The organism is Luteibacter sp. RCC_6_2 (assembly GCF_041360655.1).
Taxonomy (GTDB): Bacteria; Pseudomonadota; Gammaproteobacteria; order Xanthomonadales; family Rhodanobacteraceae; genus Luteibacter.
The window spans coordinates 249,336-272,518 of record NZ_JBFUPQ010000005.1 but is presented as its reverse complement, the minus strand read 5'-3'; the positions used below and the strand labels follow the sequence as shown (position 1 = coordinate 272,518).

Annotated in this window: 28 protein-coding genes, 2 tRNA genes and 1 other RNA gene; 22 read left to right on the top strand and 9 right to left on the bottom strand. The window is 65.6% G+C overall.

Annotated elements, in window-relative coordinates:
• The first annotated feature begins 20 nt into the window (after positions 1 to 20).
• Genes trpB through accD form a run of 3 tightly spaced genes read left to right on the top strand, consistent with a single transcriptional unit; the run spans position 21 to position 2,942 of the window.
• Positions 21 to 1,232 carry a tryptophan synthase subunit beta gene (trpB, locus tag AB6730_RS07565; protein ID WP_371023035.1) on the top strand — a complete coding sequence of 404 codons (1,212 nt, stop codon included), beginning with the start codon at positions 21 to 23 and terminating at the stop codon, positions 1,230 to 1,232.
• Positions 1,232 to 2,032: a tryptophan synthase subunit alpha gene (gene trpA / locus AB6730_RS07560; protein WP_371023034.1), complete on the top strand. Its 801-nt coding sequence runs from the start codon at positions 1,232 to 1,234 to the stop codon at positions 2,030 to 2,032. The genes trpB and trpA overlap by 1 nt, the downstream gene beginning before the upstream one ends.
• A 37-nt stretch (positions 2,033 to 2,069) precedes the next feature.
• On the top strand, positions 2,070 to 2,942 hold the full coding sequence (gene accD / locus AB6730_RS07555; RefSeq protein ID WP_306847461.1) for an acetyl-CoA carboxylase, carboxyltransferase subunit beta: 873 nt from the start codon (positions 2,070 to 2,072) through the stop codon (positions 2,940 to 2,942).
• A gap of 21 nt (positions 2,943 to 2,963) precedes the next feature.
• Here accD and AB6730_RS07550 read toward each other — a convergent pair whose 3' ends face one another.
• Positions 2,964 to 3,506 carry a phosphatase PAP2 family protein gene (locus AB6730_RS07550; protein ID WP_371023033.1) on the bottom strand — a complete coding sequence of 181 codons (543 nt, stop codon included), beginning with the start codon at positions 3,504 to 3,506 and terminating at the stop codon, positions 2,964 to 2,966.
• Positions 3,478 to 4,638 carry a glycosyltransferase family 4 protein gene (locus AB6730_RS07545; RefSeq protein ID WP_371023032.1) on the bottom strand — a complete coding sequence of 387 codons (1,161 nt, stop codon included), beginning with the start codon at positions 4,636 to 4,638 and terminating at the stop codon, positions 3,478 to 3,480. Before AB6730_RS07545 ends, AB6730_RS07550 begins: the two co-directional genes overlap by 29 nt.
• Positions 4,639 to 4,788: 150 nt before the next feature.
• On the opposite strand from AB6730_RS07545, the gene gltX reads away from it, so the two are divergent.
• The 3 genes from gltX to AB6730_RS07530 are packed head-to-tail and all read left to right on the top strand — an operon-like array spanning position 4,789 to position 7,009.
• Entirely contained in the window at positions 4,789 to 6,192 is a 1,404-nt protein-coding gene (gene gltX, locus AB6730_RS07540) for a glutamate--tRNA ligase (protein ID WP_371023031.1), read from the top strand.
• 27 nt (positions 6,193 to 6,219) lie between these two features.
• A complete protein-coding gene (locus AB6730_RS07535) occupies positions 6,220 to 6,495 on the top strand; it encodes a hypothetical protein (protein ID WP_371023030.1) in 276 nt (91 codons plus the stop codon).
• A 40-nt stretch (positions 6,496 to 6,535) separates the two neighbouring features.
• Positions 6,536 to 7,009, top strand: coding sequence for a transcriptional repressor (locus AB6730_RS07530; protein ID WP_371023029.1), 474 nt, complete (start codon positions 6,536 to 6,538; stop codon positions 7,007 to 7,009).
• 15 nt (positions 7,010 to 7,024) lie between these two features.
• Here AB6730_RS07530 and AB6730_RS07525 read toward each other — a convergent pair whose 3' ends face one another.
• Positions 7,025 to 7,729: a PP2C family serine/threonine-protein phosphatase gene (locus tag AB6730_RS07525; protein WP_371023028.1), complete on the bottom strand. Its 705-nt coding sequence runs from the start codon at positions 7,727 to 7,729 to the stop codon at positions 7,025 to 7,027.
• Positions 7,730 to 7,872: 143 nt separating this feature from the next.
• On the opposite strand from AB6730_RS07525, the gene AB6730_RS07520 reads away from it, so the two are divergent.
• Together AB6730_RS07520 and AB6730_RS07515 are read left to right on the top strand one after the other, a co-directional pair.
• Positions 7,873 to 7,962, top strand: a tRNA-Ser gene (locus AB6730_RS07520).
• Between the two features lie 239 nt (positions 7,963 to 8,201).
• Positions 8,202 to 8,630 carry a GFA family protein gene (locus AB6730_RS07515; protein WP_371023027.1) on the top strand — a complete coding sequence of 143 codons (429 nt, stop codon included), beginning with the start codon at positions 8,202 to 8,204 and terminating at the stop codon, positions 8,628 to 8,630.
• A 4-nt stretch (positions 8,631 to 8,634) separates the two neighbouring features.
• Here AB6730_RS07515 and AB6730_RS07510 read toward each other — a convergent pair whose 3' ends face one another.
• Positions 8,635 to 9,072 (bottom strand): nuclear transport factor 2 family protein, encoded by a 438-nt coding sequence (locus AB6730_RS07510; protein WP_371023026.1) that lies wholly within the window; start codon positions 9,070 to 9,072, stop codon positions 8,635 to 8,637.
• Positions 9,073 to 9,191: 119 nt separating this feature from the next.
• On the opposite strand from AB6730_RS07510, the gene AB6730_RS07505 reads away from it, so the two are divergent.
• Positions 9,192 to 9,653, top strand: coding sequence for a MarR family winged helix-turn-helix transcriptional regulator (locus AB6730_RS07505; protein WP_371023025.1), 462 nt, complete (start codon positions 9,192 to 9,194; stop codon positions 9,651 to 9,653).
• Positions 9,654 to 9,669: 16 nt separating this feature from the next.
• Here AB6730_RS07505 and AB6730_RS07500 read toward each other — a convergent pair whose 3' ends face one another.
• Together AB6730_RS07500 and AB6730_RS07495 are read right to left on the bottom strand one after the other, a co-directional pair.
• Positions 9,670 to 10,293 carry a TetR/AcrR family transcriptional regulator gene (locus AB6730_RS07500; protein WP_371023024.1) on the bottom strand — a complete coding sequence of 208 codons (624 nt, stop codon included), beginning with the start codon at positions 10,291 to 10,293 and terminating at the stop codon, positions 9,670 to 9,672.
• Positions 10,286 to 11,827 carry an FAD-dependent monooxygenase gene (locus AB6730_RS07495; protein WP_371023023.1) on the bottom strand — a complete coding sequence of 514 codons (1,542 nt, stop codon included), beginning with the start codon at positions 11,825 to 11,827 and terminating at the stop codon, positions 10,286 to 10,288. Before AB6730_RS07495 ends, AB6730_RS07500 begins: the two co-directional genes overlap by 8 nt.
• On the opposite strand from AB6730_RS07495, the gene AB6730_RS07490 reads away from it, so the two are divergent.
• Complete coding sequence (locus tag AB6730_RS07490) at positions 11,780 to 12,457, top strand: hypothetical protein (RefSeq protein WP_371023022.1); 678 nt, start codon at positions 11,780 to 11,782, stop codon at positions 12,455 to 12,457. The two genes, AB6730_RS07495 and AB6730_RS07490, sit on opposite strands and share 48 nt — an antisense overlap.
• A 106-nt stretch (positions 12,458 to 12,563) precedes the next feature.
• Here the strand turns inward: AB6730_RS07490 and AB6730_RS07485 are convergent, their stop codons facing one another.
• Positions 12,564 to 13,277 (bottom strand): hypothetical protein, encoded by a 714-nt coding sequence (locus AB6730_RS07485; RefSeq protein ID WP_371023021.1) that lies wholly within the window; start codon positions 13,275 to 13,277, stop codon positions 12,564 to 12,566.
• 226 nt (positions 13,278 to 13,503) lie between these two features.
• Here AB6730_RS07485 and AB6730_RS07480 point away from each other — a divergent pair, with 226 nt between their 5' ends.
• The 4 genes from AB6730_RS07480 to AB6730_RS07465 are packed head-to-tail and all read left to right on the top strand — an operon-like array spanning position 13,504 to position 16,377.
• Positions 13,504 to 13,665, top strand: coding sequence for a hypothetical protein (locus tag AB6730_RS07480; RefSeq protein WP_371023020.1), 162 nt, complete (start codon positions 13,504 to 13,506; stop codon positions 13,663 to 13,665).
• 15 nt (positions 13,666 to 13,680) lie between these two features.
• Complete coding sequence (locus tag AB6730_RS07475; protein ID WP_371023019.1) at positions 13,681 to 14,592, top strand: YihY/virulence factor BrkB family protein; 912 nt, start codon at positions 13,681 to 13,683, stop codon at positions 14,590 to 14,592.
• A 48-nt stretch (positions 14,593 to 14,640) separates the two neighbouring features.
• Complete coding sequence (locus tag AB6730_RS07470) at positions 14,641 to 15,927, top strand: Nramp family divalent metal transporter (protein ID WP_371023018.1); 1,287 nt, start codon at positions 14,641 to 14,643, stop codon at positions 15,925 to 15,927.
• Between the two features lie 45 nt (positions 15,928 to 15,972).
• Positions 15,973 to 16,377, top strand: coding sequence for a DUF6165 family protein (locus tag AB6730_RS07465; RefSeq protein ID WP_371023017.1), 405 nt, complete (start codon positions 15,973 to 15,975; stop codon positions 16,375 to 16,377).
• A gap of 15 nt (positions 16,378 to 16,392) precedes the next feature.
• On the opposite strand, the gene AB6730_RS07460 is transcribed toward AB6730_RS07465, so the two are convergent.
• Positions 16,393 to 17,472, bottom strand: coding sequence for a glycosyltransferase family 9 protein (locus AB6730_RS07460; RefSeq protein ID WP_371023016.1), 1,080 nt, complete (start codon positions 17,470 to 17,472; stop codon positions 16,393 to 16,395).
• A gap of 44 nt (positions 17,473 to 17,516) precedes the next feature.
• Between AB6730_RS07460 and AB6730_RS07455 the strand changes: the two genes are divergently transcribed.
• The 8 genes from AB6730_RS07455 to AB6730_RS07420 all read left to right on the top strand — a co-directional run bounded on the left by AB6730_RS07455 (position 17,517) and on the right by AB6730_RS07420 (position 22,438).
• Positions 17,517 to 18,242: a 3-deoxy-D-manno-octulosonic acid kinase gene (locus AB6730_RS07455; RefSeq protein ID WP_371023015.1), complete on the top strand. Its 726-nt coding sequence runs from the start codon at positions 17,517 to 17,519 to the stop codon at positions 18,240 to 18,242.
• On the top strand, positions 18,239 to 18,997 hold the full coding sequence (locus AB6730_RS07450) for an MBL fold metallo-hydrolase (RefSeq protein WP_371023014.1): 759 nt from the start codon (positions 18,239 to 18,241) through the stop codon (positions 18,995 to 18,997). Before AB6730_RS07455 ends, AB6730_RS07450 begins: the two co-directional genes overlap by 4 nt.
• A 143-nt stretch (positions 18,998 to 19,140) precedes the next feature.
• Positions 19,141 to 19,231: transfer RNA gene (locus AB6730_RS07445), tRNA-Ser, on the top strand.
• Between the two features lie 28 nt (positions 19,232 to 19,259).
• Positions 19,260 to 19,356: signal recognition particle sRNA small type (gene ffs, locus AB6730_RS07440), an RNA gene on the top strand.
• A gap of 77 nt (positions 19,357 to 19,433) precedes the next feature.
• Positions 19,434 to 21,134 carry a DNA polymerase III subunit gamma/tau gene (dnaX, locus tag AB6730_RS07435; protein WP_371023013.1) on the top strand — a complete coding sequence of 567 codons (1,701 nt, stop codon included), beginning with the start codon at positions 19,434 to 19,436 and terminating at the stop codon, positions 21,132 to 21,134.
• Positions 21,131 to 21,454 carry a YbaB/EbfC family nucleoid-associated protein gene (locus tag AB6730_RS07430; RefSeq protein WP_306847417.1) on the top strand — a complete coding sequence of 108 codons (324 nt, stop codon included), beginning with the start codon at positions 21,131 to 21,133 and terminating at the stop codon, positions 21,452 to 21,454. The genes dnaX and AB6730_RS07430 overlap by 4 nt, the downstream gene beginning before the upstream one ends.
• Before the next feature lie 18 nt (positions 21,455 to 21,472).
• Positions 21,473 to 22,075 carry a recombination mediator RecR gene (gene recR, locus AB6730_RS07425; RefSeq protein ID WP_371023012.1) on the top strand — a complete coding sequence of 201 codons (603 nt, stop codon included), beginning with the start codon at positions 21,473 to 21,475 and terminating at the stop codon, positions 22,073 to 22,075.
• An 18-nt stretch (positions 22,076 to 22,093) separates the two neighbouring features.
• On the top strand, positions 22,094 to 22,438 hold the full coding sequence (locus tag AB6730_RS07420; RefSeq protein ID WP_371023011.1) for a histidine triad nucleotide-binding protein: 345 nt from the start codon (positions 22,094 to 22,096) through the stop codon (positions 22,436 to 22,438).
• 108 nt (positions 22,439 to 22,546) lie between these two features.
• On the opposite strand, the gene AB6730_RS07415 is transcribed toward AB6730_RS07420, so the two are convergent.
• Positions 22,547 to 23,149 carry a Slp family lipoprotein gene (locus AB6730_RS07415; protein WP_371023010.1) on the bottom strand — a complete coding sequence of 201 codons (603 nt, stop codon included), beginning with the start codon at positions 23,147 to 23,149 and terminating at the stop codon, positions 22,547 to 22,549.
• Positions 23,150 to 23,183 lie beyond the last annotated feature (34 nt).

Here is a 23,183-nt window from a genome sequence, read left to right as displayed (position 1 = left end):
CAGCAGGTAACGAGAAGGCAATGACCGATATCGCGGATTTCCACGCCTATCCCGACGCGCATGGGCGCTTCGGCGATTACGGCGGCATCTACGTGGCCGAGACCCTCATGGAGCCGCTCGCGGAACTCACGGCGGCGTACGAGAAACTGCGCAAGGACCCGGCCTTCATCGCCGAGCTCGACCGCGACCTCAAGTATTACGTGGGCCGGCCCAGCCCGGTGTACCACGCCGAGCGCCTGTCGAAGCATGTCGGCGGCGCGCGCATCGTGCTCAAGCGCGAAGACCTGAACCACACTGGCGCGCACAAGATCAACAACACCGTGGGCCAGGCGCTGGTCGCCAGGCACATGGGCAAGACGCGCATCATCGCCGAGACCGGCGCCGGCCAGCACGGCGTGGCCAGCGCCACGGTCGCCGCGCGCATGGGCCTGAAGTGCGTGGTGTACATGGGTGCCGTCGACATCGAGCGGCAGAAGATCAACGTCTACCGCATGCGCCTGCTCGGCGCGGACGTGGTGCCGGTGACCTCGGGCTCGAAGACCCTCAAAGACGCGCTCAATGAAGCGATGCGCGACTGGGTCACCAACGTCGCCGACACCTTCTACATCATCGGCACCGTCGCCGGGCCGCACCCGTATCCGCAGATGGTGCGCGATTTCAACGCCATCGTCGGCCGCGAAGCGCGTGAGCAGACGCTCGAACAGTTCGGCCGCCTGCCGGACGTGATCACCGCCTGCGTGGGTGGCGGTTCGAACGCCATCGGCTTGTTCCACGCCTTCCTCAACGACCGCCAGGTCCGCATCGTCGGCGCCGAGGCGGCGGGCGAGGGCATCGAGACGGGCCGCCACGCGGCCTCGCTCGCGGCGGGCAAGCCGGGCGTGCTGCACGGCAATCGCACCTATGTGTTGTCCGACGCGAACGGCCAGATCATCGAGACGCATTCGGTCTCCGCCGGCCTGGATTACCCGGGCGTGGGTCCGGAGCATGCCTTCCTCAAGGACGCCGGCCGTGCGGAATACGTCGGCGTGACCGACGACGAGGCGTTGGAAGCCTTCCATCTGCTGGCGCGCACCGAGGGCATCCTCGCCGCGCTGGAATCGAGTCATGCGATCGCCCAGGCGATCAAGCTGGCCCGCGAGCTGCCGAAGGACGGCCTGGTCCTCGCCAACCTTTCCGGTCGCGGCGACAAGGACGTGCACACCATTGCCGCGCGCGAAGGAATCGAACTCTGATGAGCCGCATCGAACGCCGTTTCGCGGCGCTGAAGGCCGCGGGCCGCACCGGCCTCGTTCCGTTCATCACCGCCGGCGATCCGTCGCCGGATGCCGTGGTGCCGTTGATGCACGGACTGGTCGCCGCGGGTGCCGACGTGATCGAACTGGGCGTGCCGTTTTCCGATCCGATGGCCGATGGCCCGGTGATCCAGCACGCCAGCGAGCGCGCCCTGGCCAAGGGTGTCGGCCTCGGCAACGTACTGGCCTGGGTCGCAGCCTTTCGCGAGACCGACAACGAGACCCCGCTCGTCCTGATGGGTTACCTCAATCCCGTGGAAATGTACGGATACGCGGCGTTCGCCGAAGATGCCGTCGACGCGGGGGTGGATGGCGTGCTGATGGTCGATTGCCCGCTGGAGGAATCGCATGTCCTCGAGCCCCTGCGCAAGGCCGGCCTCGACCAGATCCTGCTCGCCTCGCCGACCACGGCCGAGGGCCGGCTGGCTCGGCTTTGCGAGGCCGCATCCGGCTTCCTGTACTATGTATCGTTCGCCGGCATCACCGGCGCGGCCCAGCTGAGCACCGGCGAGATCGCCGAGCGCGTCGCCGGTATCCGCGCACGGGCGAAGGCTCCGGTGGCCGTGGGCTTCGGCGTTCGTGACGCCGCGAGCGCGAAGGCGATCGGCGAATTCGCCGACGCCGTGGTCATCGGCAGCGCCCTGGTCGACCGCCTCGCCGGCGCGACCTCGGCCGACGATGCCGCCGGCAGGGCACGGGACTTCCTCGCGCCGATCCGCGCCGCGCTCGACGCGCGCTGACGGTCGGTGCGGTAGTACAGATACTCGGAGAGACACGATGAACTGGCTGCAGAAAATCATGACGCCGAAGACCCGCGCACCCAGCGCGGCCGGTGGCAAGGGCAAGGTGCCCGAGGGTGTGTGGGAGAAGTGCGCCGGTTGCGGCACCGTGCTCTACAAGCCGGAGCTCGAAAAGTCGCTGATGGTCTGCCCGAAGTGCGGCCATCACCACGCGATCTCCGCGCGCGCGCGCCTCGCCGCCTTCTTCGACGAAGGCAGCACCACCGAACTGTGGCCGAAGATGGAAGCGGTCGACGCGCTGAAGTTCAAGGACCAGAAGAAGTACAAGGACCGCGTCGCCGCCGCGCAGAAGAACACCGGTGAGAAGGACGCGCTGATCGCGATGTCCGGACGCCTGCTGGAGCGTCCGCTCGTCGCGGTGGCCTTCGAGTTCTCCTTCATGGGTGGCTCGATGGGTTCGGTGGTGGGCGAGAAGTTCGCGCGCGCCGCCGAGAAGGCGCTCGCCGAAAAGAGCGGCCTCGTGTGCTTCTCCGCCACGGGCGGTGCACGCATGCAGGAAGGCCTGTTCTCGCTGATGCAGATGGCGAAGACCTCGGCCGCCCTCGCACGCATGCGCGACGCGGGCGTTCCCTATATCTCGGTGCTCACCCATCCCACCACCGGTGGCGTATCGGCGAGCCTGGGCATGCTGGGCGATCTCAACGTGGCCGAGCCGAAGGCACTGATCGGCTTCGCCGGTCCGCGCGTCATCGAGCAGACGGTGCGCGAGACCTTGCCGGAAGGTTTCCAGCGCTCGGAATTCCTCGTCGACCATGGCGCGGTGGACGTGATCGTCGATCGTCGCGAGATGCGCGACAAGCTCGGTTCGATTCTCGGCATCCTGCAGAAGGCGCCGCGCGCCGCCGCTTGATGGTTGGTTGATCCCCGGGGATCAGACCAGCACGCGCTCCGCCCACAGCGACAACGTGCCCAGTCCACCGCCGATGGCGGTGGCTGCGAGCACGTCGCTGGGGTAGTGCAGGCCGAGCACGACGCGCGATGCGCCGACGAGGGCGGCGAAACCGATCAGGAACGGCGCCAGCACGGGGTAATGCGCCACCGCCACGACGGTGAACGACACCGCTTGCAGCGTGTGTCCCGAAGGAAAGCTGAACTCGTCCAGCGGCGGCACGTGAGCGATCACGCCGGGGCAGGTGCGGAAGGGACGCGGACGTCGCGTCCAGCGCTTCAGCACGCGATAGAGCATCAGCGCCGTGAGGCCGGTGATCGCCATCTGCACCGCCACGGCCACGCCATGCCAGCCGCCCACGAGGGCGATGACGCTCATCAGCGCATACCAGAACACGCCATCGCCCAGGCGGCTGATGGCGCCGAAGAAGATGCCGATCGCCCGGCGCGCGCCCCAACGGTTGGCGGCGAGGCACATGCGGCGGTCCAGGTTCGCCCTACGCGGCGACGGCGGTGCTGCGTTCATGGACGTGCTCCTCGGCGAGGGATTGCATGATCGATTCGAACTCGGCCACGACCGACTCCGGCGAGAGGCCGGCCACCGAATTGCGCGCGGCGACGCCCATGGCGGCGCGCACCGTGGCATCGGCGCCCAGCGCGGCGGCACGTTCGACTAGCCCGCCTTCGTTGCCCGGCGCGACACGAATGCCGTTCTGGCCGTTGCGGATGAACTCACGCGCGGCGGCTTCCGCATAGGCGACCACCGGAACGCCCGAGGCCATCGCCTCGAGTACGACGTTGCCGAAGGTCTCGGTCAGGCTCGGGAAGACGAAGAGGTCGGCGCTGGCGTAGTAGGCGGCCAGTTCGTCGCCACGGCGGGTGCCGGCGAAGACGATGTCGGGATTGGCGGCTTCGAGCGCCGCGCGGCCGGGACCGTCGCCGACGATCACGCAGCGTGCTCCGGGTGTGCGGCGGGCGAGGGCGCGGAAGGCATCGATCACCACGTGCAGGTTCTTCTCCGGCGCGATGCGTCCGACGCTGAGCAGTACCGGCGCATCGGCCGACGCACCCCAGGAGGCGCGCAGGCTTTCGTCGCGGCGTTCCGGGTGGAATCGCTGGGTGTCGACGGCGCGTCGCAGCACGCGCACGTCGTGCACGCCGAGGTCGTTGAGTTCACCGGCGAGTTGGCCGGTCGGCACCAGGGTGGTCTGGGCGCGACGGTGGAAGCGGGCGAGGTAGTGGCGCACCAGCGGCGTCAACGCGCCGAAGCCGTAGTGGCCGACATAGAAGTCGAAGCGGGTATGAAAGCCGGTGGCCACCGGGATGCCGAGGCGGCGTGCGGCGCTGACGGCGCTCCAGCCCAGGGGGCCTTCCGTGGCCACATAGATGGCATCCGGCCTGTCGGAGCGCCAGCGGCGCTCGATGCGAAAGCGGGAGGGCAGGCCGAAGCGCAGGCCGGCATAGCGAGGCACCGCGGCGCCTTCCACGGCCAGTACGTCCATCCCGGCATCGGCCAACGGCGGGGTCGCCGGGTGGATCGGGCGGACGAGGTCGACGGAGTGGCCGCGGCGGACGAGACCGCGGGCGAGCGACTGGACGGTCAGGGCGACACCGTTGACGTCCGGTGCATAGGTCTCGGTGACGATGCCGACGCGCATGGCGGTGCCCCTACTGGCCTGGTTGGCTCATGCTGGCCTTCCGCCGTGTCGCGCCGGTTATGACGGCATGACCGGCAGATGACAGCGACCGGCGTGGAAACGGGCCGTATCGGTTAAAATCGCCCGCTTGTCCGCCCGATGACCCCCACGATGACCGTCCGCACCCGTTTCGCTCCCAGTCCCACCGGCTACCTTCATATCGGCGGCGCGCGCACCGCGTTGTACTGCTGGCTGGAAGCCCGCCGTCGCGGCGGCGAGTTCGTGCTGCGCATCGAGGACACCGATCGCGAGCGTTCCACGCAGGAAGCCGTGCAGGCGATCCTCGACGGCATGTCCTGGCTCGGCCTGACGCACGACGAAGGCCCGTACTACCAGACGCTGCGTATGGACCGTTACCGCGAAGTGGCCGACCAGCTGCTGCGCGAGGGCAAGGCGTATTACGCCTACGAGTCGAAGGAAGAGATCGAGGAGATGCGCAACGCGGCGATGGCCGCCGGCGTGAAGCCGCGTTACAACGGCTACTACCGCGATCGCAACGAGCCGTTGCGCGACGATCCCAATCGCGTCATCCGCTTCAAGAACCCGACCTCGGGCAGCGTCGTCTTCGACGACAAGGTGAAGGGTCGCATCGAGTGGTCGAACGAAGAGCTGGACGACCTGGTGATCTTCCGTTCGGACGGCTTTCCCACCTACAACTTCGCGGTGGTCGTCGACGACATCGACATGGGCATCACCGAGGTGATCCGTGGCGACGACCACGTCAACAATACGCCGCGGCAGATCAACATCTACAAGGCGCTGGGCGCACCCGTACCGGAGTTCGCGCACCTGCCGATGATCCTCGGGCCGGACGGCCAGAAGCTGTCCAAGCGCCATGGCGCGGTCAGCGTGATGCAATACCGCGACGATGGTTTCCTGCCGCACGCGCTGCTCAACTACCTCGTGCGGCTGGGCTGGTCGCACGGCGACCAGGAGATCTTCTCGGTGGAGGAGATGACGGCGCTGTTCGACATCGCCGACGTCAACAAGGCCGCGTCGCGTTTCGACGTGACCAAGCTCTCCTGGCTCAACCAGCATTACCTGAAGACCGACGATCCGGCATCGCTCGGGCCCGAGCTCGCGTGGCATCTGGCGAAGATCGGCATCGACGCCACGCAGGGTCCGAATCCCGCCGACGTGGTCGTGGCGCTGCGCGACCGCGTGCAGACGTTCAAGGAAATGGCCGAGCGCGCCAAGATCTGGTACGGCCCGATCGTCGAGTGGGACGACAAGGCCGTGGAGAAGCACCTGCGCACCGACACCGCGCCGGCCGCGCTCGACGCCGCCAAGAAGGAGCTGTCGGCACTGCCGGAATGGACGCCGGAAGCCGTGCATGGCGCGGTCGAACGCGTCGCCGCCTCGCTGGAACTGGGCATGGGCAAGGTCGCCGCGCCATTGCGCGTGGCGATGACGGGCACCCAGGTATCGCCGTCGATCGAGCACACCATCTATCTCGCCGGTCGCGAGGGTGCGCTCTCGCGTATCGACGATGCGCTGGCGCGTGCCGCGGCCTGAATCCCGGCGGACGAGCGGGGGTGAGCGGTGAACGAACTGCTCGCCCGCGCCATGCAAGGCGTCGACCCGGACGATCCGGGCGCCTTCCTGCAGATATTCATGAACCTCATGGCCCTGGTTCCCTGGGGCCAGCTGATCCTCTGGCAGGTCGTTTTCGTGGTGGTCGGCGGCCTGCTGGGCTGGTGGCGGGGCCGGACCATGGCGGGCGTGGTCGCCGCGCTGATCCTGGGGCCGTTCGGCTGGGTGGTGCCGTTCCTGCCACGGCGCACGCCGCCGCCACTGCCAGGGTCGAAAAAACGCTGACCTGCCCTCATGTTACGATGACGGCCATGAGGATATGCCTGTGACGAACCACGCCGCCCACCGACACGAGCACGACCACCACGACGACGCCCGCGGCTTCGTCGCGGCGGTGGAGCATGCTTCCACGGAGCGTGGCTTGCGGCTGACGCCGCTGCGTCGCGAGGTGCTCGAACTGGTCGCTGGCGCGGGCAAGCCCGTGAAGGCCTACGACCTGCTCGACCGCTTGCGCGAGAAACACGGCAACGCGGCACCGCCCACCGTGTACCGTGCCCTCGACTTCCTGCTCGAGAACGGCTTCATCCACAAGCTTGAATCGATCAACGCCTACGTCTCCTGCCACCATCCGGCCGAAGCGCACCAGGTGCCGTTCCTGATCTGCGACAAGTGCCAGTGCGCGCAGGAAGTGTGCGACGAGCGCGTCGCCGAGTTGATCGAGGCGCAGGCGAAAGCCCTCGGCTTCCGGCCGCAGGCGCAGACGCTGGAAGTGCACGGGATCTGCAAGAATTGCCGGTGAGTTTGCGCGCCGCGATTAACCGGTGGCGCGCAACAAGATCGCCGTGATGTTGTCGCGCGCACTGCCGCCCAGCGCTTCCAGGATCAGGTGATCCACGCATTCCTGCGCGGCGATGTCGGTTCGCGAAACGATCTCGCCGATACGCTTGTCCTCGACTTCGTCGGTCAAGCCATCGGTGCACAGCAATAGCCGCGCTCCCGACGAGAGCTCTCCACGGGCCAGGCCGATGTGCAGTTGCTCGGGCGAGGTGATGCCGAGCGCCTGGGTCAGCACGCTGCGCTGGGGATGCGTCCGCGCTTGGGCCTCGGTCAGTTCGCCCGCCTCGACCAGCGCTTCCACGATCGAATGGTCATGAGAAAGGCGGGCTAACGCCCCGTCCCAGCGGTAGATTCGGCTGTCGCCCACCCAGGCGGCCTCGTAGGACCGGCCGACGATACGCACGGCGGCGATGGTCGTGCCCATGGGGCGGGAATCAGCCATGCCGCTCGAACGGGCGATCAGCGCCTCGTTCACCCGCTGGATCGCATCGACCAGCGATTGCCCGGCGGCGACCTGGGCCACGACCCCGTCACGGGCGGTCGCCGAAGCCACCTCGCCATGCTGGTGGCCGCCCATGCCGTCCACGACCAGGAACAATCCCAGGCCCGCGTCGGCGTAATAGGTGTCCTCGTTGCGCGTACGGCGGAGCCCCGTATGCGTGCCGTGTCCGAACTCGATCATGGAGACCTTGGAGAGCGAAGGGAGGGCGCCAATGCACCCGTTGCCCGGGCAGGATGCCCCATCAAAAGCCTGTTGTCACGGCAGAACAGACCCACTATCATTGCGGGCCCGGCAGGGCTCAACCCCTGCCGTCGACCGTTCACGGAGAGGTGGCAGAGTGGTCGAATGTACCTGACTCGAAATCAGGCGTACGTGTAAGCGTACCGTGGGTTCGAATCCCACCCTCTCCGCCAGTTCACAGAAAAGCCCGCCAAAAGCGGGCTTTTTTGTTGGTTCTTCATGCAAGTCCGGGGAGCCGGACGCTCGAGAATGTTCTGGTGGGAGCCGACCTTGTCGGCGATCCCGCGGCAGCGGGCCAGGTCGAGGCAAGCCCCATCGCCGACAGGGTCGGCTCCCACCGGACTTCCGCGCTACCCGTGGCGCCACGCAGGGAACTATCCTCCCGGCAACCATCCGGCGCGAAGGTCATGCAATGCTCGCTGATATCACCGAATCCAAAGCCGCCTGTCACTGCGGCACCGTCCGCTTTTCGGTCAAACTCACCGACGGGCTCCGAACCGCGCGACGCTGCAACTGTTCGTACTGCCGCATGCGTGGTGCCGTTGCAGTGTCGGCCGAGCTCGATGGCATCACCATCGAGCAAGGCGAAGATGCACTCAGCGTCTACCAGTTCAACTCTGGCACCGCGAAACACTACTTTTGTTCGAAGTGCGGCATTTATACCTTCCACCGGCGTCGTTCCAACAACGCCCAGTACGGTGTCAATGTGGCCTGCCTCGAAGGCATCAGTCCGTTCGACTTCGACGACGTCCCTGTTCTCGACGGTGTGAACCATCCCGCCGACAGCGGTCGAAGTGCGGGCACCCCCATCGGCCATCTCCGCTACATGCCCGTCGACTGACTCCTCAACGGATGAGATCCAAGTCGGTGCCCGTATTGCCGTGCGAACAGGTTTGATCTTGGCCGGCCGGAGTGTCCCCGATATCAAAGCGCACCACCTTCCCACCCTCCACCCGAAACACATGCATCACCGTCTTGTCCTTCAATCCATGGGTCTGCCCCTTCAGCGGCTGGCCGTCGAGATCGAACACGGACTGGATCACCTCGACCGAGACGACACCATCGTCTGTTTCATGAAACGCCACAGGCTCGACGTGTGGACTGACGACTGACCATTGTCGCGTCCAATAGTCTCGTAAAGCCTCATGCCCATGAACATGGCCGCCATCCATGCCGTTGGCCCAGGCAACATCATCGGCAAGCGCTATGAGCACGCCATCGATGTCCCTCGCGTTGAAGCGGTCATACAGACGCTCGATAAGTTTCGCGTGGTTTTCCGGCATGCAAAGTCCTCAAGGTGGGCGACGGTCAGTGAGCGGATAAGCCGCACTTGCCAACTCGTCCGTCAATATATATACGTACATATATAGTTGATCGTCAAGCAGGGCAGAGGATGAGTGGAATGAAAAATGACGTGCTTTCAACGCCAGGACACCTCATCAGCCTGGCGGCACGAGGATTCGCTCGCCTGAGCGAGGCACGTCTCAAGCCCTTGGGGTTCGGCGTCGGTCAGTTGCCGGTACTGATCGCGTTGCGGGATGGGAAGGCAAGCACGCAACGGGAGTTGGCGCGTTTCGCCAAGGTCGAACAACCACCGATGGCGCAAATGCTCGCTCGCATGGAGCGTGATGGATGGATTCGTCGAACGCCCCATCCAGAAGATGGCCGAAGCAGCCGTATCGTCCTCACAAAGGCGGCGCAGAACCGCATGCCTGACGCCGTCGAAACCCTGTTCAAAGGGAATCGTGATGCGTTGAATGGCTTCACCGAAGACGAAGCAAGCCAATTCGTAAACTTGCTTACCCGGCTGATCGCGAACCTCGATCAGATTACTGGCGCGACGTCGTCACCAGACAACTCATAGGGTTCAAGCGGACCACTCAGCACGCACGCAGACCGGTCGTAAGTACGCCCGCATGCTGCGCACCAAGCGCATGCAGATCCGGTGCAAACGGGCTGTCCGGAAACGTCTCCCGAAAAAGAACCCCCATCAGCATCGGCCCCATCACGGAAAACAGCATCAAGGCCGGATCGCCTGCGCGAATGCTTCCCGCTTTCTGACCACGTTCGATGGCTCCTGTCAGAACACTGGCCACCCTGGTGATGACCTCGTCGTGCCATACGCTGGCAAGGTCCGGAAAGGCACGGCTCTCAAGCAAGACCATTCGCACGATGCCCGGCAATCTGGCGTCACTCATCTTCCCGGCCACGTGCCCCAACAGCATGGGGAGAAGGGTCAGGGCGTCGACATCGGCGGCACCGGGTGTGTTCTGGATGGCCTTGAGGTTTTCGGAGGCAAGATGCCGCGCCACGGCACGGAAAAGGTCCGCCTTGGTTTCGAAATACCGGTAGATCGTTCCCTTGACCACGCCGGCCCGCCTCGCCACGTCGGTCAGTTTGGTATGGGCATAGCCCTTGGCGACGAATTCATCGATGGCGGCCTCGATGATTTCCTGGGGACGGGCGTCCTTGCGCCGGGTCCACTTCGGTTCTCTTTCAGTCACGGACGCCGCCTTGTTCCTTTCCAATCTGGTAAGAGCGCGATGTGAAGTAGGCGTCCAGCGTATCGGCCGAACCCTCGGGATCGGCCAACGCTACCCATGTATCGGGGCGAAGCAGATAGACGGCGTCTTGTTTCAAGCCCGCTTCGCCATGATCTTCGGCCCATGCAAACTGCCGCAACGTTACGCCGTTCTGGACACACCAGGCTCTTACTTCAGCGGTGGCCGTACCGTAGACATGCACCTGCCAGCCGATGACGGGCAGGGGCTCGAAATTGTCTTGCCCGTTGACGTTCACCCAGGGAAGCCGCTCGCCTCCTTGGACTTCACCGGCGCGGCCCTCGCTCAAGGCGCTGTCTTTGTACGCCAGGCCTGTCTGCGACACCATCTTGAAGAGCATCTCTCGTGTACTGCCGATCTTGAACGCCGCACCGGCGATCAATGGCACGCCGTAGCTCCGCATCAGATTGGCGAATTCGCCGTCAGCGGTGATCAAGCTGAAGACCCGGTCGGTCGTCTTCACGAGTTCGTGGGCGAACGCCTGACGTTCGGTGGCATAGGTATCGAGCAGGGCGTCGGGCGCCTGCCCGTGAATGACGGCCTCCAGCTTCCAGGCGAGATTGATGGCATCGAGAATGCCCGTGTTCATGCCTTGCCCGCCGACGGGACTGTGGACATGTGCCGCGTCGCCCATCAAGAACACGCGGCCCTGACGGAAGTGGTCGGCAACACGGTGATGCACCCGGTAGTGGGAGAACCAGTTGACCTTGTCCACGTGGATGCCGACGCTCGCCATGGCCTCGTGGCCGACGTCATCGAAGGTCAGTTTTTCCGGATGATCCGCCCGTTCGTCACGAACCGTTCCGATGAGCCTGGCCTTGCCGCTGCTGTCGTAAAACAACACCACAACGAAATCCTCGCCATTCAAGGCGACATGCGCCTCACCTGTGTTGTCGAGGCCGGAGAGATCCACGTCCGCCACATAAAACACATGCTGGTAGGTGCCGCCCTCGAAACCGATGCCGAGTTGCTTGCGAACGGTCGAGCTTGCCCCGTCACAGGCCGCCAGATACCGGGCAGAGGTGATTTCTTCCGTGCCGTCGGCATGGCGGAGGCGGGCTTCGACGTGCTCACCCTTGTCTTCAAGGGATAACAGTTCCGTGTTGCGCTCCACCTCGATACCGAAGGATTGGAGCTTCGCCACGAGCGTCTTCTCGTGGAAATCCTGGGGATACACGAGGATGTATGGGTGCGGCGAGATACCAGTGCCGATCTCTTGCAAGGGGACCCTGAGCCGATGCTTGCCCCGTGCCCACATATTCATGGCCGGGGTGCGGAAGCCAGCGGACACCACTTCGTCGGTGAGTCCTAGCTGGCGGTAGAGCTCCAGCGTTCTTGATTGCACGGCCATCGCGCGGGACGTGGTTCCCGGGCCTTCGGTCTTGTCGATGATGCGGACGTTGACGCCCTGGGCGTGCAGCCAGAGGGCGTGGACGAGGCCGGTGGGGCCTGCGCCGACTACGAGTACGTCAAGCATGGTGCACCCTCCGTCATCGTTAATGACTTGTGGGTCATTTTGGCAGGAAAGAGGGTGGCGTCAAGGGCCCGGCATAAACGAGGCGGCGACACGGCATTTACCGGCTCGGGTGTATCGGTGTGCTCTCCCCGAACAGGCATCGCCATGCATCACGTCACCGGCACCTTCCCCAACCAATTCTCCGCCGCCGCCATCGTCGACAAGATGCTCGACCGTGGCGTGCCTCGCGATCGCATCGTCGTCGCCACCGATGAAAGCATCGGCGATTCACCGGCTAGCTCAAACGCGCCGTCCAATGTCCTCTCCGATGTCAGTCACCTCGGACGCAATAGGCAGCGGCGTTCAGGCGGGCGTGGCCTCGGTTCAGACCGGTCGGTTACACCGGATGCGCCCGAAGCACTCGGAAGGTCCGTGGTGACCGTCATCACGGGCGGCGAGTGGAGCGAGACGGTGCTGCGGGAGTTGATGGAAACCGCTGGTGCGGAAGATGTGGCGATCGGAAATGATGACGTTCCGCGGGAAAACGACAGAGTCTGGCCGTCGCCTCGCGAAGGCGATGCCGTCGACGTGGAACGTGCTATCGAAGCGTCACGTCGCGGTGCGTCGGATGCGGCCTCATCAAAGCCATAGATGAGCCGCACGCCATGGCGGAATGCATGGATGTCCGGCAGTAGATGCGTAGCCGCTGGTCATTAAACAAATCGCAGCGAGAACTTCCTTTCTCATGATCGTTTCCTCACCGGCAACGGCTGTTTAAAAAAATGTCGGCTTCGGCGTCTGCATGCATGACTTCAGACGGTGAAATCTGGCTCGCCACCGCTACGCGCTCATCCAGGGAGATCAATCCCGGATACAGCACGATGAGTTCGCGCTGCAGAAGATTGGCTCCCGGTATGTCCTTGCCGAAAAGGTCGCCTCCCGAGATTTTTTGCCGGTAGATCGCGTCCATGGCGTCGACATTGCATCGCCCGGCAAGCGTGGTGAGGTAGGTGAGCGCGCGCGATCGGTAGTCGAATCGCGCCGACTTGCTACGTGCGGTGATATCGATCGTCCGCAGTTCCTGGGCGCCGGCGATAGAGAAAACATACATCGCTCGTTCATCACCTTTGTCAGCTGCCGTGGAGAGCCAAGCGCCTGCATCGGCGATGTCGCTTTCCGGCACGCCAGAGCAGTACTCGATCGCGGTCTCCTCCGGCCCGTATGCGCGTAGGGCCCTGCATCTGGATAAGCCTGCATACACCGAGGCATAGGCAGCGGGATCGCCTGCCCGAGCTTGCTTCTTCAACTTGGGAAGTATCGTGGCGAGCGGACCTTCAGGTACGGTCATCCCGCCGTAATGGCCGGCCTTGGGAAAGATGTTCGATGCGACGCCTGCGGGCGCTTGCGGCGATGAATGAACGGTTGTGCTTATGACGATGGCTATCGCCGCCGATGCCATGTGGAATTTCATGATTAAGTCCCTTTGTTGGCCATGCGCTGCGCATGCCCCCCTCAGTTCATCACCTCATCGAGGCGAGATATGTAGGGGAGGTGATAACGACCGTGAGGGCGTGACGCGCGACCGCCGAATGTGAGCACGTCCATGACGTAAAGACCACGTTCCACCAAACCGCTTCCCGCGACGCTGTCGGCATGCCGGTCATCCGACCGGCCGCCTAGCCGTCCAGGAGCGCCTCGTGAAAGACGAATCCCGCAAACACCGACCGCAATCGGCCGACCGCAATGACGATTACGTCGCCAAGCTCGACAAGCCCGCCCAAGAGAAGCGTGACAAGAAGGCGGCGGAGGGCGAGAAGAAGATGGATGAACTCAGCAAGCGTGATGAAGGCATTCGCTGACCGGGGAGCGTTTGCATGGGTAAGGCCCTGGGCGGGTTGAAACGCACGATCCTGTCCGCCGTCGACGGATTCAGCGATGACGAACTGATGACCCGTGCGGCGGCCCTTTCGTTCTACGCGGCCTTGTCGTTCGCGCCCCTGTTGCTCCTGCTGGTCTGGGCCGTCTCCGTCCTGAACCCGGCGTGGCAGGGTGAGTTGTCGGACGCCTTGGCCAGCGTGGTGGGTACGCGCGCGGCGGAGGCCTTGAACAGCGTGATAGCGAGCGCGAAGTCGCATCCACGGATCGGCGACCTGGCAGGGATCGTCAGCATCGGCGTGACGGTGTTCGGTGCATCCGCGGTATTCGCCCAATTGCAGGCCACGCTTGACCGCGTCTGGCGCGTGAAGGCGAAGCCGGGCGAGGCGGTAGGAGCATGGTTGCGTGCGCGTGCCCGGGCTTTCGCCTTGCTGTGCGGCATGGCCTTCATGCTGATCGTTTCATTCATCGTCAGCGCCTTGATCCAGGCCCTTATCCGCGGCGACGACACAACCTGGAAAGCCATCGAGTACACGGTATCCGTGCTGGTGTTCGTCGCCGCCTTCGGCGCGATGTACAAGGTGCTTCCGGACGCCGTGATCGACTGGAGCGAGGCCTTGATCGGTGCCGTGCTCACCACGGTGCTGTTCCTCGCCGGCAAATACGCCATCGGGCTCTACATCCAGTACGCGAACGTCGGCGGTGCCTATGGCCCCGCCGGTGCCATCATCGTGCTGCTCACCTGGACCTATTACTCGTCGATCATCGTGCTGATGGGCGCGGAACTCACCCGTGGCGTGGCCGATGCGCGCGGCAAGCCGATCCGTCCCAGCGAACACGCGGTGGAGATCGAGGCGGCCCCGGCCGAAGTGCCGTCGTCGCCTTCGAACAAGCCGGCGGCGCGGCTGTAGTATGGTGATGGCAAGCGGCGAAAACGCCGCCACCGCGGAGCACTGAGCATGCTTCAGAAGGCCACGCCCGAGCGGCCTGAAGAACCGGCCATGCGCGAGGTGCTCGACGGGCACCGGCGCGGGCTCTCCGCCCTGTTGCCTTTCGCCGGCCCCGCCGTGGTCGTGTCGGTCGCGTATATCGACCCGGGAAACTTCGCCACGAACATCCAGGCCGGTGCGCGCTACGGTTATGCGTTGCTCTGGGTGGTGTTGCTGGCGAACCTCGTGGCCATGCTGTTCCAGAGCCTGTCGGCGCGGCTGGGCATCGTCACCGGGTACAGCCTGGCGGAGCTCTGCCGCGCGTACCTGCCCAAGCCACTGGTCTACGTCATGTGGGTGGTCAGCGAGCTGGCCGCGATGGCGACCGATCTCGCGGAGTTCCTCGGTGGCGCGATCGGCCTCGCGCTGCTGTTCGACTTGCCGCTGCTGGTGGGCATGGGCATCACCGCGATCGTCACGTATGCGCTCTTGCTCCTGGAGGGCAAGGGTTACCGGCGCCTCGAACTGACCATCGGCGCGCTCGTGGGCGTGGTCGGATTGGCCTATCTGGCCGAATTGTTCATCGCGCCGATCGGATGGCGCTCACTCGGCCAGCAGATCTTCGTGCCCAGCCTTCCCGATGGCGCGGCGGTGGCGATCGCCGTGGGCATCATCGGTGCGACGGTGATGCCGCATGCGCTGTTCCTGCACTCTGGCCTGACCGAGCGGCGCGCGCGCCCGAAGACCACGGACGAACGGCGGCGCATCATCGGCCTGTCGAACCTGGAGGTGATCCTCGCCTTGTCGGTGGCGGGGCTGATCAACCTGGCCATGGTGGTGATGGCGGCCGGTGCCTTCCATGGAAGCCACCCGGACGTCGCGAAGATCGAGACGGCTTACCAGACCCTGGTGCCACTGCTCGGCGGCGCGGCGGCGACGATCTTCCTCATCTCGCTGATCGCCTCGGGCTTCTCGAGCTCGGTGGTGGGCACGATGGCGGGGCAGATGATCATGCAGGGCTTCGTCAACTTCCGCATTCCGCTCTGGCTGCGCCGGGCGGTCACGATGTTGCCGAGCTTCGCCGTGGTCATCGCCGGCGTGGACGCCACGCGAGCGCTGGTGATGAGCCAGGTGGCCCTGAGCATCGCCTTGCCGTTCCCGATGATCGCCCTGGTCTGGTTCACCAGCCGCCGCCACATCATGGGCGTGTTCACGAACCGCCCGACGGTCACCATCGCTGCGATCGCCGCCTCGCTCGTCGTGCTCAGCCTCAACATCGTCCTGCTGCTCGACGCCTTCGGCCTCGTCTCCCTTTGACCGCAAAGCTGGTAACCTCCCGCGCCTGACCGACCGGAGAATTCCATGAGCCTCATCCAGACCCCCGTTTCCTACGGTGAACTGATCGACAAGATGACGATCCTCCAGATCAAGTTGCAGGAGATCAAGGACGAGGCGAAGCTGGCCAACGTGCGCAACGAGCTCGAACTGCTCGAAGCCACGTGGAAGAACGACAAGGCCTCCGAAACGGATATCGCCGAAGAAACGTCGCGCCTGCTGGCGGTCAACCAGCGCCTGTGGAAGATCGAGGACGATATCCGCATGAAGGAGCGCGCCCAGGCCTTCGACGACGAGTTCATCCGGCTCGCCCGGTCCGTGTACATCGAGAACGACGAGCGCGCGGCGATCAAGCGCGAGATCAACCTGAAGCTCGGTTCCACCCTGGTCGAAGAGAAGTCTTACCAGGATTACCGCGCACCCCAGGCCTGATCAGCCCAGGCCCGACTAGCCGACAAGCGGCAGGTGGAGGTGTCTGGCGCAGGCTTCGAAGCGGTCGACCATCTCGTCGACCTGGACGAGGTCCATGACGCCTTCCTTCTCGATCTTCGTTCCCCAGGGGATCTCCGAGGCGGGTTTGCCGAGGAATTTCCGCGAGGCGGCGTCGTACTTGTCCACGCACCAGCGGCGGTCCGAGTAAGGCCCTGAGCGGTGCGGATTGCTGGCGGCGTGAAGCCCCAGCACCTTCACGCCGGCCGCGTTGGCCATGTGCATCGGCCCGGAATCGGGCGTGAGGATCATCGCGCTGCGGGCGAGCAGGGCCATGAATCGCTTCAGCGTGTCCTTGCCGGTCAGGTCCAGCGGCGCCTGCCGGACCGCGCCCAGGATGGCGTCCGCCAGCCCGCGCTCGGCCTCGGAGGGACCGCCGACCAGGGCCACGCGCATGCCACGCGCCATGGCGTGGTCGATCAGCGCGGCGTAGCGCTCCACGCGCCAGTTGCGCACCGTATGGCTCGACATCGGGCTCACCAGCAGGGTCGGCGTATTGCCCGGCAGCTGTTCCGCGGCCCATTCGTGGGCATCGTCCGGCACGGGGATGTCCCAGCGCACCTCGGTCTGTTTCAGGCCCAGCGGCTCGATGAAGCTGGCCATCGCATCCAGCACGTGTTCACCGGTGCGCGCCTCGATCCGTTCGTTCACGAACAGCCCGTGCAGGTCCTTGGAACGGGCCCGGTCGTAGCCGACGCGCCGGTCGGCCTTCACCGCCAGGCTGAGCAGGTTGGAGCGCAGGGCCACCTGCATGTGAAGCAGGGCGTCGAACCGTCGGCCGGCCAGCGCCTGCCGCACCTCGCGCACGCCTTCACGCCCCTTGCCCTTGTCGAAGATGACGAATTCCACGCCGGGCAGGTCGCCGACCAGGCGCCGTTCCAGCTTGCCGACGATCCAGGTGAGGCGGGTGGCCGGCGCCTGGGCCTGCAGCGTGCGTACCAGCGGAACGACGTGGGTCACGTCGCCGATGGCCGAGGTGCGCAGGATGCAGAGGCTGGAATCTCCCGGCGGGAGTGGACGGCTTGGTAGACTGGACACGGATCGGGTTACCGGATGAGTGGCCGCGGAAGGCGGCCGGGCAAATGACAGAGCAACGAGTGGAGGAGGGCGCGGGCGGCACGATTCTGTTCGACGCGGCCCGTGTACCTCAAGTCGACGATGGCTGGTTCTCGCCCCACCGCTGGCGAGAACGCGGTGCGTTGCGCGCGCAAGCCGGGGGCCGGGGCGGCGTGGCGATCATCGATACGCCCGCCGGCGAGGCCGTGCTCCGGCATTATCGCCGGGGTGGCATGGCGCGTCTCCTCGGCGACCGTTACCTGTTCACCGGCGCCCAGCGTACACGCAGCGCGCGCGAATTCCGCCTCCTGGTCGAACTCGCACGGCGTGGCCTTCCCGTGCCTCCGGCCCTGGCTTCGCGCTATGTCCGTCACGGCCTACGTTATTCGGCCGACCTCATCACCTTGCGCATTCCCGACGCCGCCACGCTGGCGGAACGTCTCGCCGATGGCGCCTTCAATGCCGGTTTGGCCGGCCGGGTGGGCGAGCTCATCGCCCGCTTCCATCGCGAAGGCGCCTGGCATGCAGACCTCAACGCGCACAACATCCTGGTCAATGGCGACGGGCTCTTCCTGATCGATTTCGATCGCGGACGCCTGCGCGAGCCCTCCGCCGGATGGCAGAAGGCGAACCTCGCCCGCCTGAAACGCTCGCTGGTGAAGCTGGGCGCGCGTGACGCCGCCGGCGATACCTTCGATGCCGAATGGTGGCCGGCCCTGATCGAGCAGTACGAACGGAGCCTGCGCGCATGACCTGGGACCTGCGTTTCCTCGGCACCGGCGCGGCGCATGCCGTCGAGCTCGGATCGTCGGCGGTGGTGCTCGAGCGCGACCGCCAGCCGTTGCTCCTGGTGGATTGCGGCCCCGACACGCTCGACCGTTACGTGGACACCTACGGAGTGCCGCCACCGGCCCTGTATGTCACCCACGTGCACATGGACCACGTGGCCGGCATGGAGCGGCTGTTCTTCCGGCTATGGTTCGACGAGGCGCTGCGTGGCCGCACCAAGGTTTTCCTGCATGCGGCGCTGTTGCCCTGGTTGCAGGGCAGGGTGGCCGACTATCCCGGCGCGCTGGCCGAGGGTGGCGTGAACTACTGGGAGGCCTTCCATCTCGTGCCGTGCACGCGCGGGTTCTGGCACGAGGGCCTGTGGTTCGACGTGTTTCCCACGCGCCACCACGTGCAGGGCACCTCGTATGGCCTGGCGTTGCGCGGCAGCTTCGTCTACACCGGCGATACACGCCCGGTGCCCGAGGCACTGGCGATCCACGCGGCCAACGGTGAACTGGTGGCCCACGATTGCGGCGTGATCGGCAATCCCTCGCACACGGGCGTGGACGACCTGGAACGGGAATATCCGGCCGAGGTTCGTGAGCGCATGGCCTTGTATCACTACGGTGGCGTCGAGGATGGCGAGACGCTGGTCTCGCGCGGATACCGGATCGCGCGGCCTGGTGAGTCGCTTGCGCTGCCTGAGCCGCATTTGCCGCGTCCTACGGCGGGTTAGGTCTCGCTTCGGCCGATCGCGCGCCAGCGCGCTTCCCACCTTGGAGCGGATCCGGCCCCTCGCCGCTTGCCCCGCCGGAGCGCTGACGTTATCCTTCCGCTTCTTTGCCGGACAGGAAGCCGGGGAAGAGGTTGTACAAGTGCGGAGAGGTGTCCGAGTGGTTTAAGGAGCACGCCTGGAAAGTGTGTATACGTTAATAGCGTATCGCGGGTTCGAATCCCGCCCTCTCCGCCAGTTTCACCTATCTCTCTTATGGTGGCCCTGTCGGTCCCCCCGCGACGATAGTCCGTAAACTCCGCCAGGTCCGGAAGGAAGCAACGGTAGCGGGCGATTCGGGTGCCGGGGTGTGGCTGGCAGGGTCATCGCCTTTTCGGGGGCACGCTTTCGCGACCCTCCGGTCCTTGGCACAATCCACTGTCGTCCCAAGGTACTACGCATGTCCTATCAGGTCCTCGCACGCAAGTGGCGCCCGCGCAAGTTCGCCGAACTCGTGGGTCAGGAGCACGTGGTCCGCGCGCTGACCAATGCGCTCGACTCCGGGCGCATGCACCATGCCTATCTCTTCACCGGCACCCGTGGCGTGGGCAAGACCACGATCGCGCGCATCTTCGCCAAGTCACTCAACTGCGAGCGCGGTGAATCGGCCGATCCCTGTGGCGAATGCGCCGTCTGCACGGCGGTGGACGCCGGCCGCTTCGTCGACCTGCTCGAGATCGATGCGGCCAGCAACACCGGCGTGGACGACGTGCGAGAGGTGATCGAGAACGCGCAGTACGCGCCCTCGCGCGGACGCTTCAAGGTGTACCTGGTCGACGAGGTGCACATGCTTTCCAAGCCGGCCTTCAACGCCTTGCTGAAGACGCTGGAAGAGCCGCCGCCGCACGTGAAGTTCCTGCTCGCCACCACCGATCCGCAGAAGCTGCCGGTGACGGTGTTGTCGCGCTGTCTCAAGTTCAACCTCAAGCGCCTGCTGCCGGAGCAGATCTCCGGACAGATGCGGCACATCCTCGGCGCGGAAGGCATCGAATACGAAGACGAGGCCATCGGCGAACTCGCGCATGGTGCCGACGGTTCGCTTCGCGACGGTCTTTCGCTGCTCGACCAGGCGATCGCCTACGGCGGCGGCTCGCTGCGCGCGGCCGATGTCCGCGCCATGCTCGGCAGCGTCGAGCGTGGCCAGGTGCTGGGCGTGCTCGAGGCGCTCGCCGCTGGTGACGGCGAGGCGCTGATGGCCGAATCGGATCGCATCGCGTCGTTCTCGCCCGATTTCGCCGGCGTGCTCGACGACCTGGCCACCGTGCTGCACCGCGTCCAGCTGCTCCAGCTGGTGCCGGGCTATCGCGGCGAGGAAAGCGATACCGGGCTGGCTTCGCTCGCCGAACGCATGGCGCCGGAAGACGTTCAGCTCTACTACCAGATCGCCACCAATGGCCGTCGTGAGCTGCCGATGGCGCCCGATGCCCGTATCGGTTTCGAAATGGTGCTGTTGCGCATGTACGCGTTCCGTCCGGCCGAAGCCGGGCAGGGTGTCGCGCCGTCGCGGGCACCCGCCGCACCGTCGCCAGCCGTCCAGCCGCAGGCAGCACCGCCGCCACGTCCGGCGGCGTCCGCTCCGGCATCTCGTCCGCAGGCCGCACCCGCACCCACGTCTCGTGCGCCTGCCGCACCCGCCGCGGCTCCGGCACCTGCGCCGCCTGCCACCCAGGCGCCGCCCGCGCCATCGCGCCCGATCACCGTCGACGCCAATGGTCTCCCTGACTGGCACGAGGTCGTCGAGCGCGCCAACTTGCGTGGGCCGATCGGCCAGCTGGCGCAGAACTGCTCGCTACGCGCCGTGGAGGGCGAGAGCATGGTGCTGGCCTTGATGCCCTCGCACATGCATCTGGCGGTGGAACCGCTCACCAGCCAGATGGAAGAAAAGGTCTCGCAGGCACTCGGTCGTCGCATTCGCTTCCGCTTCGTCGCCGACCACGGCAACCTCGGCACACCGGCGGAGCGCCGGGCGCAGGCACTCAGCCAGGCACAGGCCAACGCGGAGGCCTCGATGGAGGCCGACCCGCTCGTACAGACGCTCAAGCGCGAATTCGACGCGCGCGTCATCCCGCAATCGATCAAACCCGTGGAGCCAGGAACGTGAAAGGTCAAATCGGTCAACTGATGCAGCAAGCCCAGCGCATGCAAGACGAAATGAAGCGTGCGCAGGACGAACTCGCCAAGACGGAAATCACCGGCAGCGCCGGTGGCGGCCTGGTCACCGTGACGATGACCGGCGGTCATGAGGTGCGTTCCGTGCACATCGATCGCCAGGCTTTCGCCGACGATCCGGAGATGGCCGAGGACCTGGTCGCCGCCGCTGTCAACGACGCGGTGAACAAGATCGCCGAACTCAGCCGCAACCGCCTCGGCGGCGTCACCGCCGGGCTCAACCTGCCGCCCGGCTTCAAGATGCCGTTCTGACGGATAGCCGCCCAGACCATGAGTAACGGTTCCCGCCTGCTTGGCGAGTTGATCGACGCCCTGCGTTGCCTGCCGGGCGTGGGTGCGAAAAGCGCGCAGCGCATGGCGTTCCACCTGCTCGAACGCGAGCGGCAGGGCGGGCTGCGTCTGGCTTCGGCACTGGAATCGGCGATGCGCGACGTGGGCAACTGCACGCGTTGCCGCAATTTCAGCGAGACGCCGGTCTGTTCGCTATGCGCGAGCCCCAGCCGGGACAAGCACGTGCTTTGCGTGGTGGAATCGCCTTCCGATCTTGCCGCGATCGAGCAGGCCACGGGCTATCGCGGCCACTATTTCGTGCTGCTCGGCAGGCTGTCGCCGCTGGACGGACTCGGTCCGGACGAGCTGGGCCTGCCCCTGCTGGCCGAGCGCCTCGGCGAAGGCGAGGTCGACGAGATGATCATCGCGACGAACCCCACCGTCGAAGGCGAGGCCACCGCGCACTATATCGGCCAGTTGGCGAAGGCCGCGGGTATCCGCGCCACGCGCCTCGCGCATGGCGTGCCCCTGGGCGGCGAGCTGGAGTTCGTCGACCGCGGCACGCTGGCCCACGCATTCGGCAGCCGCCAATCGCTCGGCTGATCCACAAGGAAACGACGCATGTCCGACACCATCTTCGCCAAGATCGTCCGCCGCGAAATTCCCGCCGATATCGTCTACGAGGATGACGACGTGCTCGCGTTCCGCGACCTCAATCCGCAGGCGCCCGTGCACGTGTTGTTCATTCCCAAGCGCGCGATCGCGACGCTCGACGATGCCACGCCGGCCGATGCCGAGTTGCTCGGCAAATTGCTGCTGGCGACGGCTTCGTATGCGCGTGCGCAGGGCTTGGCGGAAAAGGGTTATCGCACCGTGATCAATACCAACACGCACGGTGGTCAAACCGTATTCCACATCCATGTGCACCTGCTCGCGGGCCGCCAGATGACCTGGCCGCCGGGCTGAGAATTGCCCTTCCCACCCGGGTGAGGGAGCTTGCCCTGCCACCCCTGACGCGAGGGCAAAGCCGAGCCGTAAAAAAGCCGGCTTTCGCCGGCTTTTTCGTTTCTACCTTCAGCGCGCGCGCGGCGGCGGGTGCGGGACCGGGCGCGGCACGATGATCGTGCGCGGGCGGTACCAGAACGGGTCGCCCCACGGACCATAACCGTACGGACCCCAACCCGGACCCCAGCCCGGGCCCCAGAACGGGTCGTAGAAGCCTGGCGGGTAACGAGTCACCGGAACGCGCTTGGGCCACAGGTAGACGACATCGGCCTCGACGCGAGGGTAGGCGTAGTCGAAATCGCCGACCTTCTGCGTGACCGCGCCGTGCAGGGTGCCGGTGACGGTGATCTCGCGTCCGCGGGTGAAGACCTCCGGATCGTAGAAGCCGTCGCGGCAGGCCACGAAGCGGCCCTGGCTGTCGGTCTTGCTGGCAGTCGGGCGGGCCTCGCTGTCCAGCGGCTCGGACAGGACGAAGAAGCAGGTCTGCTGCGGGCCCGGCTCGGTCTTGATGATCTCGCCGCCCCAGCGCACCTTGGCGCCCGGCGCGCCGCCTTGCTGGGCGCCGGCCGTGGATACGTCGTTGAACTGGCCCTGCAACGGCTGCGGCACCGTGGCGCATGCGCCAAGGGCCAGCGTCGCGGCGGCGATGACCAGCGGTTTGTACATGGACATGTCACATCTCCTGGAGGCACCGGGCACGGCCGAT